This is a genomic window from Streptococcus mitis, from assembly GCF_000722695.1.
In the GTDB taxonomy this organism is placed as follows: Bacteria; Bacillota; Bacilli; order Lactobacillales; family Streptococcaceae; genus Streptococcus; species Streptococcus mitis_O.
Genome location: NZ_JPFU01000013.1, coordinates 439,107 through 461,605, shown reverse-complemented (window position 1 = coordinate 461,605; position 22,499 = coordinate 439,107). Strand labels below are relative to the sequence as shown.

At 39.4% G+C, this 22,499-nt stretch carries 18 protein-coding genes and 1 pseudogene; all 19 read left to right on the top strand.

The window, feature by feature from the left end; genetic code table 11:
- Nucleotides 1-84: 84 nt before the first annotated feature.
- Nucleotides 85-495, top strand: a complete 411-nt coding sequence (locus SK629_RS07575; protein ID WP_080710254.1) for a GNAT family N-acetyltransferase — start codon at nucleotides 85-87, stop codon at nucleotides 493-495.
- 386 nt (nucleotides 496-881) lie between these two features.
- Nucleotides 882-1,727, top strand: a complete 846-nt coding sequence (locus tag SK629_RS07570; protein ID WP_080710253.1) for an ABC transporter ATP-binding protein — start codon at nucleotides 882-884, stop codon at nucleotides 1,725-1,727.
- Between the two features lie 15 nt (nucleotides 1,728-1,742).
- A complete protein-coding gene (locus tag SK629_RS07565; RefSeq protein WP_042901298.1) occupies nucleotides 1,743-2,471 on the top strand; it encodes an ABC transporter permease in 729 nt (242 codons plus the stop codon).
- Nucleotides 2,472-2,856: 385 nt separating this feature from the next.
- Nucleotides 2,857-3,066, top strand: coding sequence for a helix-turn-helix transcriptional regulator (locus tag SK629_RS07560; RefSeq protein WP_042901297.1), 210 nt, complete (start codon nucleotides 2,857-2,859; stop codon nucleotides 3,064-3,066).
- On the top strand, nucleotides 3,056-3,544 hold the full coding sequence (locus tag SK629_RS07555) for a DUF6773 family protein (protein WP_042901296.1): 489 nt from the start codon (nucleotides 3,056-3,058) through the stop codon (nucleotides 3,542-3,544). Before SK629_RS07560 ends, SK629_RS07555 begins: the two co-directional genes overlap by 11 nt.
- Before the next feature lie 115 nt (nucleotides 3,545-3,659).
- Nucleotides 3,660-5,120: a nicotinate phosphoribosyltransferase gene (locus SK629_RS07550; RefSeq protein ID WP_042901295.1), complete on the top strand. Its 1,461-nt coding sequence runs from the start codon at nucleotides 3,660-3,662 to the stop codon at nucleotides 5,118-5,120.
- On the top strand, nucleotides 5,117-5,941 hold the full coding sequence (nadE, locus tag SK629_RS07545) for an ammonia-dependent NAD(+) synthetase (protein WP_042901294.1): 825 nt from the start codon (nucleotides 5,117-5,119) through the stop codon (nucleotides 5,939-5,941). The genes SK629_RS07550 and nadE overlap by 4 nt, the downstream gene beginning before the upstream one ends.
- 207 nt (nucleotides 5,942-6,148) lie before the next feature.
- Nucleotides 6,149-6,700: a GNAT family N-acetyltransferase gene (locus tag SK629_RS07540; RefSeq protein ID WP_042901293.1), complete on the top strand. Its 552-nt coding sequence runs from the start codon at nucleotides 6,149-6,151 to the stop codon at nucleotides 6,698-6,700.
- 141 nt (nucleotides 6,701-6,841) lie between these two features.
- The gene (locus SK629_RS07535; protein WP_042901292.1) at nucleotides 6,842-7,744 is read left to right on the top strand and encodes an Rpn family recombination-promoting nuclease/putative transposase; all 903 of its coding nucleotides are present in this window, start codon (nucleotides 6,842-6,844) and stop codon (nucleotides 7,742-7,744) included.
- Nucleotides 7,745-8,101: pseudogene (locus SK629_RS12675) on the top strand (hypothetical protein); the annotation flags it as partial. It abuts the gene before it with no gap.
- Between the two features lie 296 nt (nucleotides 8,102-8,397).
- Complete coding sequence (ccdA2, locus tag SK629_RS07525) at nucleotides 8,398-9,108, top strand: thiol-disulfide oxidoreductase-associated membrane protein CcdA2 (RefSeq protein WP_042901290.1); 711 nt, start codon at nucleotides 8,398-8,400, stop codon at nucleotides 9,106-9,108.
- 13 nt (nucleotides 9,109-9,121) lie between these two features.
- On the top strand, nucleotides 9,122-9,685 hold the full coding sequence (locus SK629_RS07520; protein WP_042901288.1) for a redoxin family protein: 564 nt from the start codon (nucleotides 9,122-9,124) through the stop codon (nucleotides 9,683-9,685).
- Nucleotides 9,686-9,694: 9 nt separating this feature from the next.
- Complete coding sequence (gene msrB / locus SK629_RS07515; protein ID WP_042901287.1) at nucleotides 9,695-10,807, top strand: peptide-methionine (R)-S-oxide reductase MsrB; 1,113 nt, start codon at nucleotides 9,695-9,697, stop codon at nucleotides 10,805-10,807.
- Between the two features lie 176 nt (nucleotides 10,808-10,983).
- A complete protein-coding gene (locus tag SK629_RS07510; RefSeq protein ID WP_042901286.1) occupies nucleotides 10,984-11,721 on the top strand; it encodes a response regulator transcription factor in 738 nt (245 codons plus the stop codon).
- A complete protein-coding gene (locus SK629_RS07505) occupies nucleotides 11,718-13,409 on the top strand; it encodes a cache domain-containing sensor histidine kinase (protein ID WP_042901285.1) in 1,692 nt (563 codons plus the stop codon). Before SK629_RS07510 ends, SK629_RS07505 begins: the two co-directional genes overlap by 4 nt.
- 114 nt (nucleotides 13,410-13,523) lie before the next feature.
- The gene (locus tag SK629_RS07500) at nucleotides 13,524-14,087 is read left to right on the top strand and encodes a TIGR01440 family protein (protein WP_042901284.1); all 564 of its coding nucleotides are present in this window, start codon (nucleotides 13,524-13,526) and stop codon (nucleotides 14,085-14,087) included.
- Between the two features lie 2 nt (nucleotides 14,088-14,089).
- A complete protein-coding gene (locus SK629_RS07495; protein WP_042901283.1) occupies nucleotides 14,090-20,074 on the top strand; it encodes a ZmpA/ZmpB/ZmpC family metallo-endopeptidase in 5,985 nt (1,994 codons plus the stop codon).
- 82 nt (nucleotides 20,075-20,156) lie between these two features.
- On the top strand, nucleotides 20,157-21,878 hold the full coding sequence (pabB, locus tag SK629_RS07490; protein WP_042901282.1) for an aminodeoxychorismate synthase component I: 1,722 nt from the start codon (nucleotides 20,157-20,159) through the stop codon (nucleotides 21,876-21,878).
- A complete protein-coding gene (locus tag SK629_RS07485) occupies nucleotides 21,879-22,496 on the top strand; it encodes an alpha/beta fold hydrolase (RefSeq protein WP_042901281.1) in 618 nt (205 codons plus the stop codon).
- Nucleotides 22,497-22,499: the final 3 nt, after the last annotated feature.

Genomic DNA, 22,499 nt, shown 5'->3' with positions numbered 1-22,499 from the left:
CTCAGGTTGGTGGGCTTTTGCTAATTTGACAGTCTATTGAAATAAGACTATAATCAAGCTGTAACAGTGTTTGAGGAGGTTTAGATGTACTTTAGATTGGAAAATAAGGAATCCCATAAATCACAAGAAATAGGGAATCTGATTCGTGTTTATAACCGTTCCAAAAGAGAAGAGGCTGAAAGTGAGCCGCTTAATCTTTATGTCGAAGATGAAAAGGGGAATCTCCTGGCAGGCTTAGTAGCAGAGACTTTTGGAAATTGGTTGGAAATTGAGTATTTATTTGTAAAAGAGGAACTGAGAGGGCAAGGAATCGGTTCAAAACTATTGCAGCAAGCAGAAACTGAATCTAAGAATCGAAACTGTCGTTTTGCCTTTGTCAATACTTACCAGTTTCAAGCGCCAGACTTTTATCAAAAACATGGCTACAAGGAAGTCTTTGCTTTGCAAGACTATCCCTACACAGGGCAAAGATTTTATTACCAAAAGGATTTGTAAGTAGAATATGAAAGCATAAGGCAAAGAGGGGTTCTTGACATAAGTATGAAGGTGGACTGCTGGATATGAGTAACTATCGATAAGTATCAGTTATAATCTAGAAAGATATTAAGGACAATACAATCGTAGCCCCAAAATTGGGAATCAAGGTCTATCAGGTTAAGAAAAGAAGCGATGTTGTCGAAATTTTAAAATTCTATATTTAAACTTAACACTCTCTATCTTTTTGTGGTAGAGAGTGTTTTGTTAATAAAATGTTACAAAAAGACATTTATATATTGCATTAAGTTAGATATATGATATAATAATATCGAAAAGAGGCGCAACTTTTTAAAATTAATGAGAATCAAAGAGAAAACCAAGAATATTAATGGAGGAATTGAAAAATGGAAGTTATAAATGTAAGTAAGCATTATGGTCATTCAATCATTCTCAAAGATATAAATTTTGCACTTAATAAGGGTGAAATTGTTGGTCTAGTAGGGAGAAACGGAGTTGGCAAGAGTACATTGATGAAAATTCTTGTTCAGAATAATCAGCCGACTTCAGGGAATATTATAAGTAGTGATAATGTTGGGTATTTAATTGAAGAACCAAAATTATTTTTATCTAAAACGGGTTTAGAGAATTTAAAATATTTGTCAAATTTATATGGTGTTGATTACAATCAAGAAAGATTTGGAAGTTTGATCCAAGAGTTAGATTTGACTCAGTCTATTAATAAAAAAGTAAAGACCTATTCTTTGGGTACAAAACAAAAATTAGCTTTGCTTCTAACTCTTGTTACGGAACCTGATATATTGATTTTAGATGAACCGACTAATGGTTTAGATATTGAATCATCACAAATAGTTTTAGCGGTTCTAAAAAATTTAGCTTTACATGAAAATGTGGGAATTTTAATATCGAGTCATAAATTAGAAGATATTGAAGAAATTTGTGAAAGGGTTCTTTTCTTGGAGAACGGGCTTTTGACATTCCAAAAAGTAGGAAAAGATAGTCATAATTGCTTGTTTGAGATAGCTTTTTCATCAGCTACAGATAAAGACATTTTCATTACCAAACAAGAATTTGGGGATATTGTTCAGGAAGAGGGACTGAAAATTACTATGTCTGGGAATATTCAAAGTAGTGAGCTTTTTAAATTTTTTAACGAAAATTCTATTAAAGTAGTTGATTTTGAAACTAAAAAAGAGACGCTTAAAGATATTTATCTAAATCGTTCAAAATAAAGGAAGGTTATAATCATGAAATTAAATAAATTGAATTTTCTTAAGGAAGATATAAGAGATTTATATTCATCAGGCGTAATATATCTTGGTTTGATTATCTCGTTTATACCGCCGATATTGGTTACATTCTTTATTCTAAAGACTCAAGGGACATCGCTTGGTATTAAGCATATTTCAAACTTTTATGCTATGCTCGGTATGTTAATGGCTGTTATACATGCTAACCGAATTATTAGTAGGGATTTTTCCCACAATACGATCAGTTTATTTTATAATCAACAGAAAAATCGGATGATTTACGTCTTGTCTAATTTTCTATATGCCATCTCAGTTTCCATTATTTATGCTTTGAATGGCATTTTGTTACTAGTCATCGTAAGTAAATTGGGTGTTCCAGGTGCTTTAGGATTAGATTTTATAGCAGTCATTGTAGTCAATACAATTTTGTTAGTCCTATTTTATTTTCTATTATCTTACATTTTCTATTTATACAAATTGAAAAGTGGCTTGGTATTTGGTATTTTAGTAGCTTTACTACTCTTTGTCCCTAATATATTAAATACGATTATGATGAATACTAGTAATGATTTGTTTATCAAAGCAATTGAACTTCTTCCTTTTTATTCCTTACCTGTATTTGTTGCTTCAAATACGATGTCTATTAGTCAGTATCTTGTGGTAATCATTACAATCATTTTATTGTATTTTTTCACTCTTAAGAAAAGCAAGGAGTATTCATTTTAGTTTCGTTTAGTATTATTTTGCAGACTTAAAATCAAGCAAAAAAATCAGTCATCTTGCTATGCTCCTGCTCTTGCTGTGTATACGTTTTTGTCTTATGCTAGACTCATTTCCAAAAGCATTATATAATAGTGATATGAAACCAACTAAACTAAACAAGAAATACAAGCAATCAAAACTCGTTTAAAAGACCCTACTAAAGCTAATACTAAACAAAAAATCAAATAGCCAGCTAGGGAGTTTATTTCAAACAATCTAACATACTGATTTTAGGCTGAAGATAATATTGGAGTGCTAATTAATGAGGTTATAATAAATAGCTGACAGCTTGTGTTAGTTTTGGATTTTTTAAGAGTAGATGAGTATTAAAATTATAAGGAGGACGCAGGTGGCTAAAAATTTAAAATTAAAATTAGCTCGAGTCGAGCTTGATTTAACACAAGGTCAACTGGCAGAGGCTGTTGGGGTGACGCGCCAGACTATTGGTTTGATAGAGGCGGGAAAATACAATCCCAGTCTCTCACTCTGCCAGTCCATTTGCAGATGTTTAGGGAAAACCCTAGACCAACTATTTTGGGAGGAAGAAGATGGTCAATAAATTCATTCATTATCAATTACTTGACGAAAGAGAAGAACAACTAATCAATAAAGCTGGGGCAGAATCCTTTACCCTCTTCATTGGGCTTGTGCTTCTAAGCTATTTGGTGGCTGTATTGGCTCCCTCTCTTTTTAATCCGAATTTTCTAGTCTATACTCTGATAGTAGGGATTTTGTTCTTTTTCAATCGTGCCCGTTATCTGGGAGTGACCTATTATAGTCGCTTTCATTTTACGATTTTGGGTTGTTTTTTCCTAACCTTAGCGATTACGACTCTCTTGATGTTGCAGAATTATCAATTCAACATAGAAATTTATCAGCATAATCCTTTGAATGTTAAATACCTGTCTGCTTGGGTCATTACTTATGTCATTTACCTTCCGTGGGTCTTTATCGGCAATCTCGGTCTGAAGAGCTATGGCGAATGGGCTCAGAAAAAATTTGAGCAAGACATGGATGAACTGGAGAGTGGAGAATAGCTTGTTACTCTTTTCTCAATCCAGCTAAAATGTGATATAATAGTACTAATTTATTGGAATACATGAAAGTTCTTGAAAATTTTCATGGGTTTCTAGCTAAGGAAGTAGGAAAAGTATGTATCCAGATGATAGTTTGACATTGCACACGGACTTGTACCAGATTAATATGATGCAGGTTTACTTTGACCAAGGGATTCACAATAAGAAGGCGGTCTTTGAGGTGTATTTCCGCCAACAGCCTTTTAACAACGGCTATGCGGTTTTTGCTGGTTTGGAAAGAATTGTGAACTATCTTGAAGACTTGCGTTTTTCAGATAGTGATATCGCCTACTTGGAGTCGCTTGGCTATCATGGGGCATTCTTGGACTATCTCCGCAATTTCAAATTGGAGTTGACGGTTCGTTCTGCCCAAGAAGGGGATTTGGTTTTTGCTAATGAGCCTATTGTGCAGGTGGAAGGCCCTCTAGCCCAATGTCAGTTGGTTGAAACGGCCCTTTTGAACATCGTCAACTACCAGACTTTGGTGGCTACTAAGGCAGCTCGTATTCGTTCAGTCATTGAAGATGAGCCTTTGATGGAGTTTGGGACACGTCGGGCGCAAGAGATGGATGCGGCCATCTGGGGAACACGCGCAGCGGTGATTGGTGGTGCCAATGGAACTAGCAACGTGCGTGCTGGTAAACTCTTTGATATTCCTGTCTTGGGGACCCATGCCCATTCCTTGGTGCAGGTTTATGGTAACGACTATGAGGCCTTCAAGGCTTACGCTGCAACCCACAAAAATTGCGTTTTTCTTGTGGATACCTATGACACCCTTCGTATCGGTGTACCAGCGGCCATTCAGGTGGCGCGTGAGCTAGGAGACCAGATTAACTTTATGGGTGTTCGGATTGATTCTGGGGATATTGCCTACATTTCCAAGAAAGTTCGTCAGCAACTGGACGAGGCTGGATTTACAGAGGCTAAGATTTATGCTTCTAATGATTTGGATGAAAATACCATCCTCAACCTCAAGATGCAAAAGGCCAAGATTGATGTCTGGGGTGTGGGTACCAAGCTGATTACGGCCTATGACCAGCCAGCTCTTGGTGCAGTTTACAAGATTGTTGCAATCGAAGATGAAAATGGTAACATGCGCAATACCATCAAGCTGTCTAATAATGCGGAAAAAGTGTCTACGCCAGGTAAGAAGCAGGTGTGGCGGATTACCAGTCGTGAAAAAGGCAAGTCAGAAGGCGACTACATTACTTATGATGGTGTGGATGTGAGTGACATGACAGAAATCAAGATGTTCCATCCGACCTATACCTACATCAAGAAGACGGTTCGTAATTTTGATGCCGTGCCTCTCTTGGTGGATATCTTCAAAGACGGAAAATTGATTTACAAGTTGCCTAGCTTAACTGAGATTCAGGATTATGCCCGTAAGGAATTTGACAAGTTGTGGGATGAGTACAAGCGCGTGCTGAATCCGCAACATTATCCAGTGGATTTGGCGCGTGATGTATGGCAAGACAAGATGGACTTGATTGACAAAATGCGCAAGGAAGCCCTTGGTGAAGGAGAAGAAGAATGAGTTTGCAAGAAACAATTATACAAGAACTGGGCGTGAAACCAGTGATTGATGCCCAGGAAGAAATTCGTCGTTCCATTGATTTCTTAAAGAGATACCTGAAAAAACATCCCTTCCTAAAAACCTTTGTACTAGGGATTTCTGGAGGTCAGGACTCAACCTTGGCAGGTCGCTTGGCTCAACTGGCTATGGAAGAACTGCGAGCAGAAACTGGAGATGACAGCTACAAATTTATCGCTGTCCGCCTGCCATACGGAGTGCAAGCTGATGAAGCAGATGCTCAAAAAGCTCTAGCCTTTATCCGACCAGATGTCAGCTTGGTAGTTAATATAAAGGAATCAGCTGACGCAATGACAGTAGCAGTTGAAGCGACAGGTAGTCCTGTTTCAGATTTCAACAAGGGAAATATCAAGGCTCGTTGCCGTATGATTGCCCAATATGCCCTTGCGGGTACTCATAGCGGAGCGGTCATTGGAACAGACCATGCTGCGGAAAATATCACAGGTTTCTTTACCAAGTTTGGTGACGGTGGTGCAGATATTTTACCCCTGTTCCGCCTCAATAAACGTCAAGGAAAACAACTATTGAAGGAACTAGGTGCAGCCCCAGCCCTTTATGAAAAAATCCCAACAGCAGACCTAGAAGAAGACAAACCTGGTCTAGCTGATGAAGTCGCACTTGGAGTCACATATGAGGAGATTGACGACTACCTAGAAGGCAAAACAATCAGCCCAGAAGCACAAGCAAGAATCGAAAACTGGTGGCAAAAAGGCCAACACAAACGCCACCTACCCATCACCGTATTTGATGACTTTTGGGAGTAAAAAGGTCCGGGGGACCTTTTTAGCTTCTTGCCCTGAAATTAAAAAGCAAGAAAAACCTCCAGTGGAGGTTTTTACTCCGAGCATGGAAATAAGAAAGCGAAGAAGGTCCGGTGGACCTTTTTAGCTTACAACCTTGAGATTCGAAAGCAAAACAAATTTCAATGGCGATTGAACAGAGAATCATCTATTAGAAAGTGAGGTAGCACCATGAAATCTATTGGTACGCAAATGTTACAGACAGAACGTTTAATCTTGAGAAGATTTGTGGAGAGTGATGCGGAAGCCATGTTTCAAAATTGGGCTTCGTCTACTGAGAATCTAACCTATGTTACTTGGAATCCCCATCCTGATGTCGAGGTGACTCGGAACTCCATTCTAAATTGGGTTGCTTCCTATGCTAATCCCAACTATTACAAATGGGCCATTTGCCTCAAAGAAAACCCTGAGCAAGTGATAGGAGATATTAGCATCGTTGCAATAGATGAGAACGATTCTTCTTGTGAAATTGGCTATGTGCTAGGCAAGAAATACTGGGGTCATGATATGATGACGGAGGCCTTGAAAGCTGTCTTGGACTTCTGTTTTACTCAAGCAGGCTTTCAAAAGGTCAGAGCTCGATATGCCAGTCTCAACCCAGCTTCAGGTCGTGTCATGGAGAAGGCTGGAATGTCCTATCTCAAGACTATTACCAATGGTGTAGAGAGAAAAGGCTATCTTGCGGACCTCATTTATTACCAGATAAGTAAGAAGGATAGATAATCTTAACATTTATTGCTTATCCGCTGTTCTTATTTTTTATTTACTATTTCATTTATCCTTTCTTTTCCGAATAAATAGATAGTAGCAGTGAATCTAGTAAACCTAGTTTTAAAAATGTGCTATAATGAAAGGAGAGAAAGTATGACTGTACGTCATCCGGGCATCAGCCCTACCAATGATTTGGTTGCTAAGAAAATCTTTAGCAATCCAGAAATCACTTGTCAATTTATTCGCGATATGTTGGATTTACCAGCCAGAAATGTAACTATTTTGGAGGGAAGTAATATTCACGTCTTGCCTTCCCTGCCGTACTCGGCGCAGGATTTCTATACCAGTATAGACGTCTTGGCGGAGTTGGATAATGGAACGCAAGTAATTATTGAAATCCAAGTTCATCATCAGAATTTTTTTATCAATCGTTTGTGGGTTTACTTATGCAGTCAGGTCAATCAAAATCTAGAAAAAATTCGTCAACGTGAAGGTGATACTCATCAGAGTTACAAACACATCGCACCAGTATATGCAATCGCTATTGTGGATAGTAATTATTTCTCAGATGACCTGGCTTTTCATAGCTTTAGTATGCGAGAGGATTCGACAGGTGAGGTTTTAACCATCACAAACAATGGACAAGAAAACCATCTAGTCAAGATGGCATTCTTGGAATTAAAAAAATATAGAGAAACCAGCAAAGATAGCATTCGCAAGCCGTGGTTGGAGTTTTTTGGGAACAAGCCCTTTACTAAACAACCCGAGCGAGCTATTAGCCAGGCAGACCAACTGCTGGACTACAAGAGCTGGTCCGAGGAGGACAGGAAAATGTTTAGTCAACTACGTATGCGCGAAGAACAAGCCTTGTTAGCACAGGACTATGCCTTGGAACAAGCTGAAGAAAAAGGCTTGGAGCGTGGGAAAGTTGAAGGAAGTTTCACTATGTTAGTAGATCTAGTCCGCCAAGGTCTTTTAACTGCTGAGGTTGCAAGTCAGCAATTAGGCATGACTGTCTCTGAGTTTGAAGAACTATTGAAAGAGCATCATAAATAAGAACTAAAAAAATACAGAGAAACCAGCAAAGATAGCATTCGCAAGCCGTGGTTGGAGTTTTTTGGGAACAAGCCCTTTACTAAACAACCCGAGCGAGCTATTAGCCAGGCAGACCAACTGCTGGACTACAAGAGCTGGTCCGAGGAGGACAGGAAAATGTTTAGTGAACAGCGCAGACGCGAAGAACAAGCATTATTAGCACACGACTATGCCTTGGAAACTGCTAGGGAGGAAGGGAAATTTTTTGCCTTCCTAGATATGGTCCACCAAGGTCTTCTGACTTCTGAGGTTGCCAGCCAGCAGTTAGGTATGACTGTCTCTGAGTTTGAAGAACTATTGAAAGAGCATCGCAAATAAGAACTAAAAAATATAGAGAAACCAGCAAAGATAAGGTTCGTAAACCGTAATTGGAATTTTTTGTAAATCAGTAAGTCAATGACAGATTTTTTCCGTGATAAAGGGAAGAATCTGTTTTTTTAGTTTACTGGATGTTGGCTCAAAAACATAAAATAGCTTATCTTTTTACTCATGCTTTTTTGATTTATTTGAAGTATAACCTGATTAAATTCCTATTTTTACCTATCATTGTCCCTGTTTTTTCTGGAGTTTTGGGGCTATAATAGTCCTATAAAATCAAAGAATGGAGGAAGGCAATGGATAATATAATCTTTTTTATCAGTGTTTTTCTTGCTGGAATTCTTTCCTTTTTTTCTCCTTGTATCTTACCCTTGTTATCGGTTTATGCAGGGGTCTTGTTGGATGATAAAGATGGTGCTCAGGCTTCTAGTGGCAAATTTTCAATCTCAGTTGTTAGTTTATTGCGAACTTTGGCCTTTATAGTAGGGATATCCTTTGTTTTTATCTTACTAGGCTATGGAGCTGGTTTTTTAGGCAATTTGCTGTATGCTTCTTGGTTTCAGTATGTGACGGGTGCGGTTATCATTCTCTTGGGCTTGCACCAGATGGAAGTCTTACATTTGCAGGGGCTCTACAAGGAAAGAAGGCTACAATTACAGAGACAGGGGCAAAAGGGTAAGGGCTATAGTCAGGCATTTTTACTGGGCTTGACCTTTAGTTTTGCTTGGACGCCATGTGTGGGACCGGTTCTGGGCTCTGTTTTAGCCTTGGCGGCTTCAGGTGGTTCAGGTGCTTGGCAGGGGGCTGCTCTTATGTTGGTTTACACGCTGGGCTTGGCGCTACCATTTTTGGCTCTAGCTCTTGCCTCCAGCTATGTTTTGAAACATTTCCGAAAACTCCATCCTTATCTAGGAACCCTCAAGAAACTGGGTGGTTTCCTCATTATCGTGATGGGAATCTTGGTGCTTTTGGGAAATGCTTCCATTTTGACTACATTATTTGAATAGAGAGGAAAAAGAAATGAAAAAATGGCAAACATGTCTCCTTGGAGTCGGCTCGATCTGTTGTTTGGCAGCCTGTTCGGCTAAAAATGTGTCAGACGAAGCTACTATGAAGGAGCAAACAAAAACAGAACAAGTTAGTTCGCAAACTGCCACCAAGGGTCAGGCAGTTGCTGATTTCGAACTGACAGGAGTAGATGGCAAGACCTATCATTTGTCTGATTACAAGGGCAAGAAAGTCTATCTCAAATTCTGGGCTTCTTGGTGTTCCATCTGTCTAGCCAGTCTTCCAGATACGGATGAAATTGCTAAAGATGCCGGTGATGATTATGTGGTCTTGACAGTGGTGTCTCCTGGCCACAAGGGGGAACAAGCTGAAGCGGAATTTAAGAATTGGTACAAGGGCTTGGATTATAAAAATATTCCAGTTCTAATGGACCCGTCAGGCAAACTTTTGGAAAGTTATGGTGTTCGTTCTTACCCAACTCAAGCCTTTATAGACAAGGAAGGAAAACTGGTCAAGACGCAACCAGGTTTTATGGATAAGGATATGATTTTAAAGACATTGAAAGAAATGGGGTAGAGAAAGGTCATGAATGATAAAGTAAAATTGTTTGTCTTGGCAGGAATCTTTTTCCTAGCCATAAGCGGTTTCTATTTTCTATTGATGCGAAATGCAGGGCAGGCGGATAGCTCGCAAATTGAGAAAGCGTCAGTTAGCCAAGGAGGAAAAACAGTGAAAAAAACAGAAGTGAGCAAAGACGCAGACTTGCACGAAATTTATCTAGCTGGGGGATGTTTCTGGGGAGTGGAGGAATATTTCTCACGTGTACCCGGTGTGACAGATGCCGTATCAGGCTATGCAAATGGTAGAGGGGAAACAACAAAGTACGAATTGATTAACCAAACAGGTCATGCGGAGACTGTTCATGTTACCTATGATGCCAAGCAAATTTCCCTCAAGGAAATCCTGCTTCATTACTTCCGCATTATCAATCCAACCAGCAAAAATAAACAAGGAAATGATGTGGGCACCCAGTACCGTACCGGTGTTTATTACACAGATGACAAGGATTTAGAGGTGATTAACCAAGTCTTTGATGAGGTAGCTAAGAAATACGACCAACCTCTAGCAGTTGAAAAGGAGGCTTTGAAGAATTTTGTGGTGGCTGAGGATTACCACCAAGACTATCTCAAGAAAAATCCAAATGGCTACTGCCATATCAATGTCAATCAGGCGGCCTACCCCGTCATCGATGCTAGCAAATATCCCAAACCAAGTGATGAAGAATTGAAAAAGACCTTGTCACCTGAGGAGTATGCAGTTACCCAGAAAAATCAAACAGAACGAGCTTTCTCAAACCGCTACTGGGATAAATTTGAATCTGGTATCTATGTGGATGTGGCAACTGGCGAACCCCTATTTTCATCAAAGGACAAGTTTGAGTCTGGTTGCGGCTGGCCTAGTTTCACTCAACCCATCAGCCCAGATGTTGCCACCTACAAGGAAGATAAGTCCTACAATATGACACGCATGGAAGTGCGGAGTCGAGTTGGAGATTCTCACCTTGGCCATGTCTTTACGGATGGACCACAGGACAAGGGTGGCTTGCGCTACTGTATTAATAGTCTTTCTATCCGCTTTATTCCCAAAGATCAAATGGAAGAAAAAGGCTATGCATATTTACTAGATTATGTCGATTAATACTCTTCGAAAATCAAATTCAAACCACGTCAGCGTCGCCTTGCCGTACTCAAGTACAGTCTGTGGCTAGCTTCCTAGTTTGCTCTTTGATTTTCATTGAGTATAAGAAGTCTTTCCTAAGCAGTTAGAGGAGAATTTTGCTATACTGATACTAGTAAGTGACAAAGGAGAGAAGCATGACCTATACAATCTTAATCGTAGAAGATGAATATCTGGTAAGACAAGGTTTGACCAAGCTGGTCAATGTAGCAGCCTACGATATGGAAATCATCGGTCAGGCTGAAAATGGAAGGCAGGCTTGGGACTTGATTCAAAAGCAGGTGCCAGATATCATTTTAACCGATATCAATATGCCTCAGCTGAATGGCATTCAGTTGGCCAGTCTGGTCCGAGAAACCTATCCTCAGGTGCATTTGGTATTCTTGACGGGCTACGATGATTTTGATTATGCCTTGTCTGCTGTCAAACTAGGTGTGGATGACTACCTGCTCAAGCCCTTTTCTCGTCAGGATATTGAGGAAATGTTAGGGAAAATCAAGCAAAAGTTGGATAAGGAAGAGAAAGAAGAGCAGTTACAAGATTTATTGACCGATAAGTTTGAAGGAAACATGGCCCAGAAAATCCAGTCCCATCTGGCTGATAGCCAGTTTAGTTTAAAGTCTTTGGCCAGTGACTTGGGCTTTAGTCCGACCTATCTGAGTTCTTTGATTAAGAAAGAGTTGGGCCTGCCTTTTCAGGATTACCTAGTGAGAGAACGTGTCAAACAAGCCAAGCTTTTGCTTTTAACTACCGATCTGAAGATTTATGAGATAGCAGAAAAGGTTGGCTTTGAAGATATGAATTACTTTACCCAACGTTTTAAACAGATTGCGGGTGTGACACCTCGTCAGTTTAAGAAGGGGGAAGGTCAATGAAACGTTCTTCTCTCCTAGTCAGAATGGTTATTTCCATCTTTCTAGTCTTTCTCAGTCTCCTAGCTCTGGTTGGAACTTTCTACTATCAATCTAGTTCATCAGCCATTGAGGCTACTATTGAAGGCAATAGCCAAACGACTATCAGCCAGACTAGCCACTTTATTCAGTCCTATATCAAAAAATTAGAAACCACCTCGACTAGTTTGACCCAGCAGGCAGATATCCTGACCTATGCTGAGAATCCTAGTCAAGACAAGGTCAAGGGAATTAGAGATCTATTTTTGACTATCTTGAAGGCAGATCAGGACTTGAAAACTGTTGTGCTGGTGACTAAATCCGGTCAGGTTATTTCTACAGATGATAGTGTGCAAATGAAAACCTCCTCAGATATGATGACTGAAGATTGGTACCAAAAGGCTATTCATCAGGGAGCCATGCCCGTTTTGACTCCAGCTCGTAAATCAGATAGTCAGTGGGTCATTTCTGTCACTCAAGAACTTGTTGATGCAAAGGGGGGCAATCTTGGCGTGCTTCGTTTGGATATTTCTTATGAAACTCTGGAAGCCTATCTAAATCAACTTCAGTTGGGGCAGCAGGGCTTTGCCTTTATCATCAATGAAAACCATGAATTTGTTTATCATCCTCAACACACAGTTTATAGTTCGTCTAGCGAAATGGAGGCTATGAAACCCTACATTGAGACAGGGCAGGGCTATACTCCAGATCACAAATCCTACGTCAGTCAGGAAAAGATTGTAGGAACAGATTGGACGGTTATAGGTGTGTCTTCGTTGGAGAAGTTAGACAATGTTCGGAGTCAGCTCTTGTGGACCTTGCTTGGAGCCAGTTTCACATCTCTTCTTGCCTGTCTCTGCTTGGTGTGGCTTAGTCTTAAACGCTGGATTGCTCCTTTGAAGAATTTGAGAGAAACCATGTTGGAGATTGCTTCTGGTGGTCAGAATCTTCGTGCCAAGGAAACTGGTGCCCATGAACTGCGAGAAGTGACTCGCCAGTTCAATGCTATGTTGGATCAGATTGATCAGTTGATGATAGATATTCGTAGGCAGGAAGAAACAACCCGTCAGTATGAACTTCAAGCCTTGTCGAGCCAGATTAATCCCCATTTCCTCTATAACACCTTGGACACCATCATCTGGATGGCTGAATTTCAGGATAGTCAGCGAGTGGTTCAGGTGACCAAGTCCTTGGCAACCTATTTCCGCTTGGCGCTCAATCAGGGTAAGGATTTGATTTCTCTTTCTGATGAAATCAATCATGTCCGCCAGTACCTCTTTATCCAGAAACAACGCTATGGAGATAAGTTGGAATACGAGATTGATGAAAATCCTGTCTTTGATAAGCTAGTCATACCCAAGTTGGTCCTACAACCCCTTGTAGAAAATGCTCTTTATCATGGCATCAAGGAGAAAGAAGGTCAGGGTCATATTAGAGTCTCTGTCCAGAAACAGGATTCAGGATTGGTTATCCGCATTGAGGATGATGGCGTTGGCTTCCAAGTTGCTGGCGATAGTAGTCAAAGTCAGCTCAAACGTGGGGGAGTTGGTCTGCAAAATGTTGACCAACGGCTCAAACTTCATTTTGGAGCCAATTACCAGATGAAGATCGATTCTGCCCCTTTAAAGGGTACGACAGTTGAAATATACATAAATAGAATAGAAACTAACTAACTCCCAGTCAATTCTGGGAGTTTTATGCAGGTTGGAGTAAGATTTTCAGGTTGTCTATCTTGCTAAAAACAAGAAAAAACGATATGATAGATAGTGATAAAAGAGGTATCAAGTATGAAGGAAAAAGACATTCAAAGAGAGACAAGCCAGATTGTAGAAGATGTATTGGAAAAGGCCAATTTGAAGCAAGGATCCATCTTTGTTTTGGGCCTTTCTTCTAGTGAAGTGATAGGTGGTCAGATTGGCAAGGAATCCAGCCAAGAAATTGGCGAAATCATTGTGAAGACCATCCTAGATATCCTAGAAGAAAAAGGAATTCATCTAGCTGTTCAAGGCTGTGAACATGTCAATCGGGCTCTCGTTGTTGAACGTCCGGTAGCAGAGCAGTTTGGTCTGGAAATTGTCAGTGTCCTTCCTACACTTCATGCAGGAGGTTCGGGTCAATTGGCAGCCTTTAAGTTTATGCAAGATCCAGTTGAGGTTGAATTTATCAAGGCTCATGCTGGATTGGATATCGGAGACACTGCAATTGGCATGCATGTCAAGCATGTTCAGGTTCCGATTCGCCCTCTTTTGAGAGAGATTGGCCATGCCCACGTAACGGCGCTGGCTAGTCGTCCAAAATTAATTGGAGGTGCGCGTGCGCATTATCCACAAGATTCTATTAGAAAGTCGTGAGAATGAGAAAAACAAAACAACAACTAGAAAAAATCACAAAATATTCAATTCGTAAGCTAACTGTTGGGGTAGGTCCTGTAGCCATCGGAGCCTTCCTTTTTGGTGCCAGTGCCCTTTCAGTAGATAAGGTTCAAGCCAATGAAGTTAGCGGTGCTCATAGTGTTCATTACCGTTATTTGGCGGAGCAGGAATTGACCGAGTCTGAAAAAGCCCTGATTCACCATGAGGTTCCAACAGAATTTCAAGATAATGATATTCTTTATGTAGTTTATCGCAAGAAGGCAACTAACAGTCAACAACTTCCTTACACAGGAAGTAAGGAGCTTGCTTTGGCAGGTATTGGCTTGGCAACGGCTTCTCTAGCAGTCTTTTTGGTGTCCAAAAAAGGTCGTAAAGAGGTTTTAGGTGTTCTCTTGATTAGTTCTTTAGGAGCCAGCACTTTTGTACCTTATGGAACATTTGCGTTTGAAAATAAAGAATTGCTTTCTTATAACCAAACTATTTCAGCCTCTACACATGAAGGCTTGGCTGAAGGGATTATCCATATTGATGGTTATGAGTACATCGGCTACTTCAAGGAAGCAGAACTCCATCCATCTAGACCAGCTTCAGCTGAGAAGCCTCAGTTGCCAGTAGAGAAGCAAATTCCAACAGGAATTGAAAAATCTGAAGTTGCTACAAAGGCTGAATCTCTAGTTCAACCAGAAGTACCAGTTTATACAAATGAGCTTATATCCAAAGGCACTCAAGAGGAAGGCAAAGCAGGTCAGGCTCTAACGCAACCAACATTACCAGAGGCTAGAGTAGAGTCTAAAGGAACCCAAGAGGAAGGCAAAGCAGGTCAATCCTTAATACACCCCGAATTGCCAGAGGCTACAGTAGAGTTTAAAGGCACTCAAGAGGAAGGCAAAGCAGGTCAGGCTCTAACGCAACCAACATTACCAGAGGCTAGGGTAGAGTCTAAAGGAATCCAAGAGGAAGACAAAGCAGGTCAATCCTTAACACACCCCGAATTGCCAGAGGCTACAGTAGAGTTTAAAGGCACTCAAGAGGAAGGCAAAGCAGGCCAAGCCTTAACGCACCCTGAATTACCAGAAGCTCAAGTAGGAGTGAAAGGTACCCAAGAGGAAGGCAAAGCAGGTCAATCCTTAACACACCCCGAATTGCCAGAGGCTACAGTAGAGTTTAAAGGAACCCAAGAGGAAGGCAAAGCAGGCCAAGCCTTAACGCACCCTGAATTACCAGAAGCTCTAGTTGAAATGAAGGGTACCCAAGAAGAAGGTAAGGAAGGCCAAGCTCTAACACAAGCTGAATTACCAGAGTATAAAGAACCAGTTTCAACTAAGGGAACACAAGAAACAGGAAAAGAAGGCCAAGCTACAGAGCAATCAGCAAATCCAGAATATAAAGTAACAACTGGTACAGTTGAGAAGTCTACTGAAAGTGAACTAGATTTCACAACAGAAGTAGTTCTGGATGACACAAAATATGTGGGTGACGAAGTAGTTGAAAATCCTGGTTCTAAAGGTGTTCAAGTCACGAAAACAACTTATGAAACAGTAGAAGGTGTGAAAACAGACAAAGTCCTTTCTACGACTACAGAAGTGAAAACTCCTGCTGTTCCTAAAGTCGTTAAAAAAGGAACAAAACCAGTTGAAGGAACAACAGTTGAAACAAGAGAAGAAGTCATTCCTTTTGCTACAAAAACAGAAGATGATGACACTTTAAAACGTGGAACAACTAAAGTTGCTCAAGAAGGTGTAGACGGTAAGAAACAAATTACTGAAACCTATAAAACGATTCGTGGAGAAAAAACAAGTGAAGCTCCAACAGTAGTGGAAAAAGTTATCCAAGAACCTCAAGAAAAAATTATTAAAAATGGTACAAAAGGTTTAGAAAAACCAACCTTACAATGGGCTAATACTGAAAAAGATGTCTTGAAGAAGAGTGCCACAGCTAGTTATACATTGACTAAACCAGCTGGAGTAGAAATCAAATCAATCAAATTAGCGTTAAAAGATAAAGATGGACAACTTGTCAAAGAAGTAACGGTATCTGAAAATAATTTAAACGCTACTTTAGATAAATTGAAATATTATCAAGGTTACACCCTATCTACTACAATGGTTTATGATCGTGGAGAAGGTGAAGAAACTGAGAAATTAGAAGATAAACAAATTCAATTAGACCTTAAAAAAGTTGAAATCAAAAATATCAAAGAAACCAGCTTAATGAGTGTAGATGCTGAAGGAAACGAAACAGATAAGAGCTTATTAACTGAAAAGCCAACAGATGTTGCTCCGCTTTACTTACGAGTAACAACTCATGACAATAAAGTGACAAGACTTGCTGTTGATAAGATAGAAGAAGTGGTTAAAGATGGGGAAACTTTATATAAAGTTACTGCAACTGCGCCTGATTTAGTTCAGCATACAGATTCTTCGAAATTAGCTAACGAGTATGTTTATTATATAGCTAAACCAAAACCAAAAGTGGATAATGTTTACTATGATTTCGCTGAATTGGTTGAAGCTATTCAAAATAACCCAGAAGGTGAATATAAAATTGGACAAAGCTTAAATGCTACTAATATTAAACCAAATGGAAAATCTTATATTACTAAGAAATTTAAAGGTACGTTAACTAGTACTGATGGGAATAGGTTTGCTATTCATAACTTAAGCAATCCATTATTTGATGTTATTGAAAATTCTACAATTAAAGATTTAATTTTCTCTAACGTGAATATAAATAAACCAGGTACGGATCAAATAGCGACACTTGCAAAAGATGCTACAAATACGACAATTGAAAATGTTAAAATTACGGGTAGTATTGTTGGTGGTAATGATGTAGCTGGAGTTGTTAATAATTTAAATAATGGAAGCAAAATGAAAAATGTTTCTGTTATCGGAAAACTTCGCACAGAAGGTAAAAAAGGTTGGAGTATTTCTGGTTTAGTTAACAACCAAAGAAAAGCAAATATTGAAAAAGTTTATACAGATGTAGAAATCACTGGTGAAAGAGCTCGTGGTTCAGCTTTAGTTTCAACACTTGATAGGGGTATGGACCCAATGGATGTAAGAGCTAACGGACATATTAAAAAAGCTGTAGCAAAAGGGTCAATTAACTTGAAAAACAATGTAGAGACAGGTGGAGTTATTACTAAAAACTGGCCATACGGATTTTTAGAAGATGTTATTAGTTATGTAAAAGTAACTAACGCTGAAAAACTTTATGGTTCAGGTGATATTGGAGATGATGACTTTGGGTTCCCTTATTTAAGTAGAGTTGTCAGCGTAGCTGGGGAAGCTACTGGTAATGTGACAAGAAAAAATGCGGACAAACTTAAAGAAATCTCTAAAGAAGAAGCTGATAAAAGATTAGAAAGTTTCGATATTACATCTAAAGATTTTGAAGCTCCAACATTATTAGTAGATAAGTTAAATAATAATCTCCCAAAATCTGATACGTATAAAGAGATTCAAGATTATAATGCAGAACGTGAACTTGCTTACCGAAATGTGGAAAAACTTCAACCGTTCTACAACAAAGAATGGATTATCAATCAAGGAAATAAAATTCCTGCTGGTTCTAAATTATTAACGACTGAAGTATTATCTGTAACTGGTATGAAAGATGGTCAATTCGTGACTGACTTATCAAGTGTTGATAAAATAATGATTCATTACGCTGATGGTACTAAAGAAGAAATGACGGTTGCTTCTAAGGATTCAAACGTAGCACAAGTTCGTGAATATAGTATTACAGGTCTAGATGGCATTGTTTACACACCAAATATGGTGGATAAGAATCGTGACAAACTAATTGCTGATGTGAAAGAAAAATTAGCAAGTGTCGAATTGATTTCACCTGAAGTGCGTGCATTAATGGACAAACGTAACAAACCAGCTGAGAATAGTGACAATCATAAGAACAATTACATTCGTAACTTATTCCTTGAAGAAAGCTTCGAAGAAACGAAAGCTAATTTAGATAAATTAGTGAAAGCTTTAGTCGAAAACGAAGACCATCAATTAAATGGTGACGAAGCTGCGATGAAAGCTCTTGTTAAGAAAGTAGACGAAAACAAAGCGAAAATTATGATGGGTCTTACTTATCTAAATCGTTACTATGGATTTAAATACGACGAAAAATCAATGAAAGATCTTATGATGTTCAAACCTGACTTCTATGGTAAGAATGTTAATGTTTTAGACTTCTTGATTAAGATTGGTTCTAGAGAAAATAACATTAAAGGGAACAGAACATTAGAAGCTTATCGAGAACTAATTGGTGGAACGATTGGTATTGGTGAGTTGAACGGTTTATTAAACTATAATATGCGTTTATTCACAAACGAAACTGATATTAACACCTGGTATAAGAAAGCTGTTTCACATACAAACTATGTCGTTGAGAAACAATCATCAAATCCATTGTTTGCGGACAAGAAATATCGTTTATATGAAAACTTAAACAATGGCGAACATAGCAAATATATCTTGCCACTTCTGACTACAAAGAAAGCTCATATGTTCTTGATTTCAACATACAATACACTAGCATTTAGTGCGTTTGAGAAATATGGTAAGAATACAGAAGCTGAACGTGAAGCATTCAAGAAAGAAATTGACTTACGTGCTCAAGAGCAAATCAATTACCTAGACTTCTGGTCTCGTTTAGCCGCTGATAATGTACGTAATCAGTTATTGAAATCTGAAAACATGGTTCCATCAGCAATTTGGGATAACCATGGTGCTCCAGGTGGATGGGTTGATAGAATGGGTCATACGAAGAATGGTGATTATGCTCCAATTCGTGAGTTCTATGGTCCAACTGGTAAATGGCATGGTGATAATGGTATGGGTGCGTATGCGTATATCTTTGATAGACCTCAAAACTCAGAAGCCGTGTACTATATCTGGTCAAGTATGATTAGTGATTTTGGTACATCAGCCTTTACTCATGAAACAACGCATATCAATGACCGTATGGCTTATTTAGGTGGTTGGGGACATCGTGAAGGTACAGACGTTGAAGCCTTTGCTCAAGGTATGTTACAATCGCCTGCGGTAACAAGTTCTAATGGTGATTATGGCGCATTGGGTCTAAATATGGCGTATGAGCGTAAAAATGATGGAAACCAATGGTATAACTACAATCCGAACTTGCTTGATAGTCGAGCTAAAATTGACCATTACATGAAGAACTATAACGAAGCGCTTATGATGCTCGACCATTTAGAAGCGGATGCCGTTATCGCGAAGAATGACGGAGATAACAATAAGTGGTTCAAGAAGATGGACAAGAAATGGCGTGAAAAAGCTGATCGAAATGGTTTAGTTGGACAACCACACCAATGGGATTTACTTCGTGACCTAAATGACGCGGAGAACAAGAAGAAATTGACAAGCATTGATGACCTTGTAGATGGTAATTACGTGACTAAGCATAATATGCCTGGAAATAAACATTATCGTGCTGAAGGTTTTGATACGGCATATCAAACTGTAAGTATGATGGCTGGAATTTACGGTGGTAATACAAGTCAAAGTGCTGTAGGTTCTATCTCGTTCAAACATAATACATTCCGTATGTGGGGTTACTTCGGATACTTGGATGGATTTGTCGGATATGCTTCTAACAAGTATAAACAAGAATCTAAAGCAGCTGGTAGACCGGGTCTTGGTGATGACTTTATCATTGAGAAAGTGTCTGGTGGTAAATTCCACACACTAGAAGAGTGGAAGAAAGAATGGTTCAAGGAAGTCAAAGCTAAAGGAGAAAAAGGATTTGTCGAAATTGAAATCGACGGACAGAAAATTTCAACTTATGCAGGACTCCAAGAATTGTTCAACAAAGCTGTTGAAAATGACCTTAAAGCGGGTAATTCAAACCAAACAGTTGCACTCAAAGAAAAAGTTTACAAACAACTCTTGCAGAAATCAGATGGATTTGCTGGTGATTTATTTACTAAAGTATAATTAAGTGTAATCAATAGTAAGAAAATGATAAAAAGGTAGATCAGCTTTGTCTGGATCTGCCTTTTTATGCTATACTTAAGGTATGCACAGAAAAACAGTGATTGATTTTAGGGCTTTGGGGGAGAGATACACCTTTACCCAGCCGATTAAAGAGTTAAAAACGAGAGATGTATCAGAAGTGTCAGATTTGCTGGCACAAGTGGAAAGCTACCAAGAGCAGGGCTACTATGTGGTGGGCTATGTCAGCTATGAGGCTGCACCTGCTTTTGAGGAGAAATTAGCAGTTCATAAAGCTCCTTTACTGGCAGAGTATCTGCTATATTTTACAGTTCATGATAGGGTAGAAACTTCCCCTATTCCTCTGATTTATGACGAGGTTGATTTGCCTTCAAATTGGCAGGAAGTAACGTCTGCAGCAGACTATGAAAAGGCTATTGCCCAGATTCACCATCATTTGCGTCAGGGAGACACCTATCAGGTTAACTACACCGTCCAACTCAAGCAGGACTTAAGTGCCAATCCTTTTGCCATCTACAATCGTATGGTGGTAGAGCAGGAGGCGGGTTACAATGCTTATGTTGAACATGACGAGATGGCAGTGATATCCATGAGTCCAGAGCTCTTTTTTGAGCAAAATGACCGTGAGTTGATAACGCGACCAATGAAGGGGACAACCAAACGTGGACTGACTGATCAAGAGGATTTGGATCAGGCAGCTTGGTTGGAAGAGGATCCCAAAAATCGTTCTGAAAATATGATGATTGTAGACCTCTTGCGCAATGATATGAACCGTCTATCTGAGGTGGGAAGTGAGTATGTGGAACGCTTGTGTCAGGTAGAACAATATTCGACTGTGTGGCAGATGACTTCAACTATTAAAAGTCAAGTTCGATCAGATGTGGATTTAGTTGAAATTTTCCGCTCGCTCTTTCCTTGCGGTTCTATAACTGGCGCACCAAAGATAGCGACTATGGAAATCATCAAGAACTTAGAGCCTCAAGCACGTGGTGTTTACTGTGGGACCATTGGTATCTTGCTTCCAAATGGACGGAGGATTTTTAATGTGGCCATTCGTACCATTCAACTTCACAAGGGTCAAGCCATTTATGGAGTTGGTGGGGGAATCACTTGGGACAGCACCTGGGAGTCTGAATATCGTGAGGTTCATCAAAAGGCTGCTGTGCTTTATCGGAAACAAATCCCTTTTCAGCTAATTACGACAGGGAAAATTAGTCAGAACCATTTGCTATTTAAAGAAGAGCATATAGAAAGACTCAGAAAGGCTAGTCGCTATTTTGCCTATCCTTTTAATCCAGAATACTTGAGACAAAGGATTGATGCAGAGTGTCAGACTTGCCATGAGGAAAAGGACTATCGTTTAAAGATTAGTATCAGTAAGTCTGGCGATATAGATCTTTGTTGTCAGGAATTAATCCCACTTAGCCCAGCTTTCTGCCAAGCTCAACTTTGCTTGCAAGAAACCAGTTTGCAAACACCATTTACCTACTTCAAAACGACTTATAGACCACATTTGACTATTGGCAAACAGGAAAAAATCTACCATAATGAAAAAGGGGAATTGCTGGAAACCTCAATTGGCAATCTAGTCTTGCAAATCGCTGGAAAACTCTATACCCCACCAATCAATCTTGGTATATTACCAGGAATCTATCGTCAGCATTTACTAGAAACAGGACAGGTAGAAGAGAAAGTCTTGACCTTAGAAGATTTAGCCCAAGCAGAAGCTATTTATGGTTGTAATGCAGTTAGGAACTTATATAAATTGTCATTAAAGGATAACTAAATGAAACTGCTATTTTTACACGGGTTAGGGCAGTCAGCAGAGTCTTGGAAAGAAGTTCAGGGTTTGCTTGCAGATTATCCATCTGAAATTCTTGAATTGTTTCCTTCAGGAGTTTGTTCTTATCAGGAAGCTAAAAAACGGGTAGCTAAGCATTTATCAGAGGAGAAGCAGCCTTTTGTTTTAATCGGTTTATCTCTAGGTGCGACTCTTGCACTGGAGCTTTCAAGTTACGATTTACCAAATCTTCAAGGTTTAGTTTTGTCAGGTTGCCCTCTGAAATTAGCTGGAAATATCTTATTTAAAATCCAGTTGATGATTTTTAAACTACTTCCAAAAAGTTTTTTTGAAAAACGGGGAGCAAACAAAGCTCTTATGGTCGGAGTTTCTGAGGAATTGAAGACACTTGATTTAACGGATATAGCAGGAATTTGCCTCTATCCAACCTTACTAATTTGTGGCAGCAAAGATAAACCAAATCTTAGTTCTATGAGAAGTATTCATAAACTAATATCAGAATCCCAATTTCAGATTATCCCAGACGGTCCTCGTGTTTTGAATAAGGAAAAACCAAAAGAGTTTGCTGGGACAGTCAAAGATTTTCTTGAATCGTTAAAATAAGTT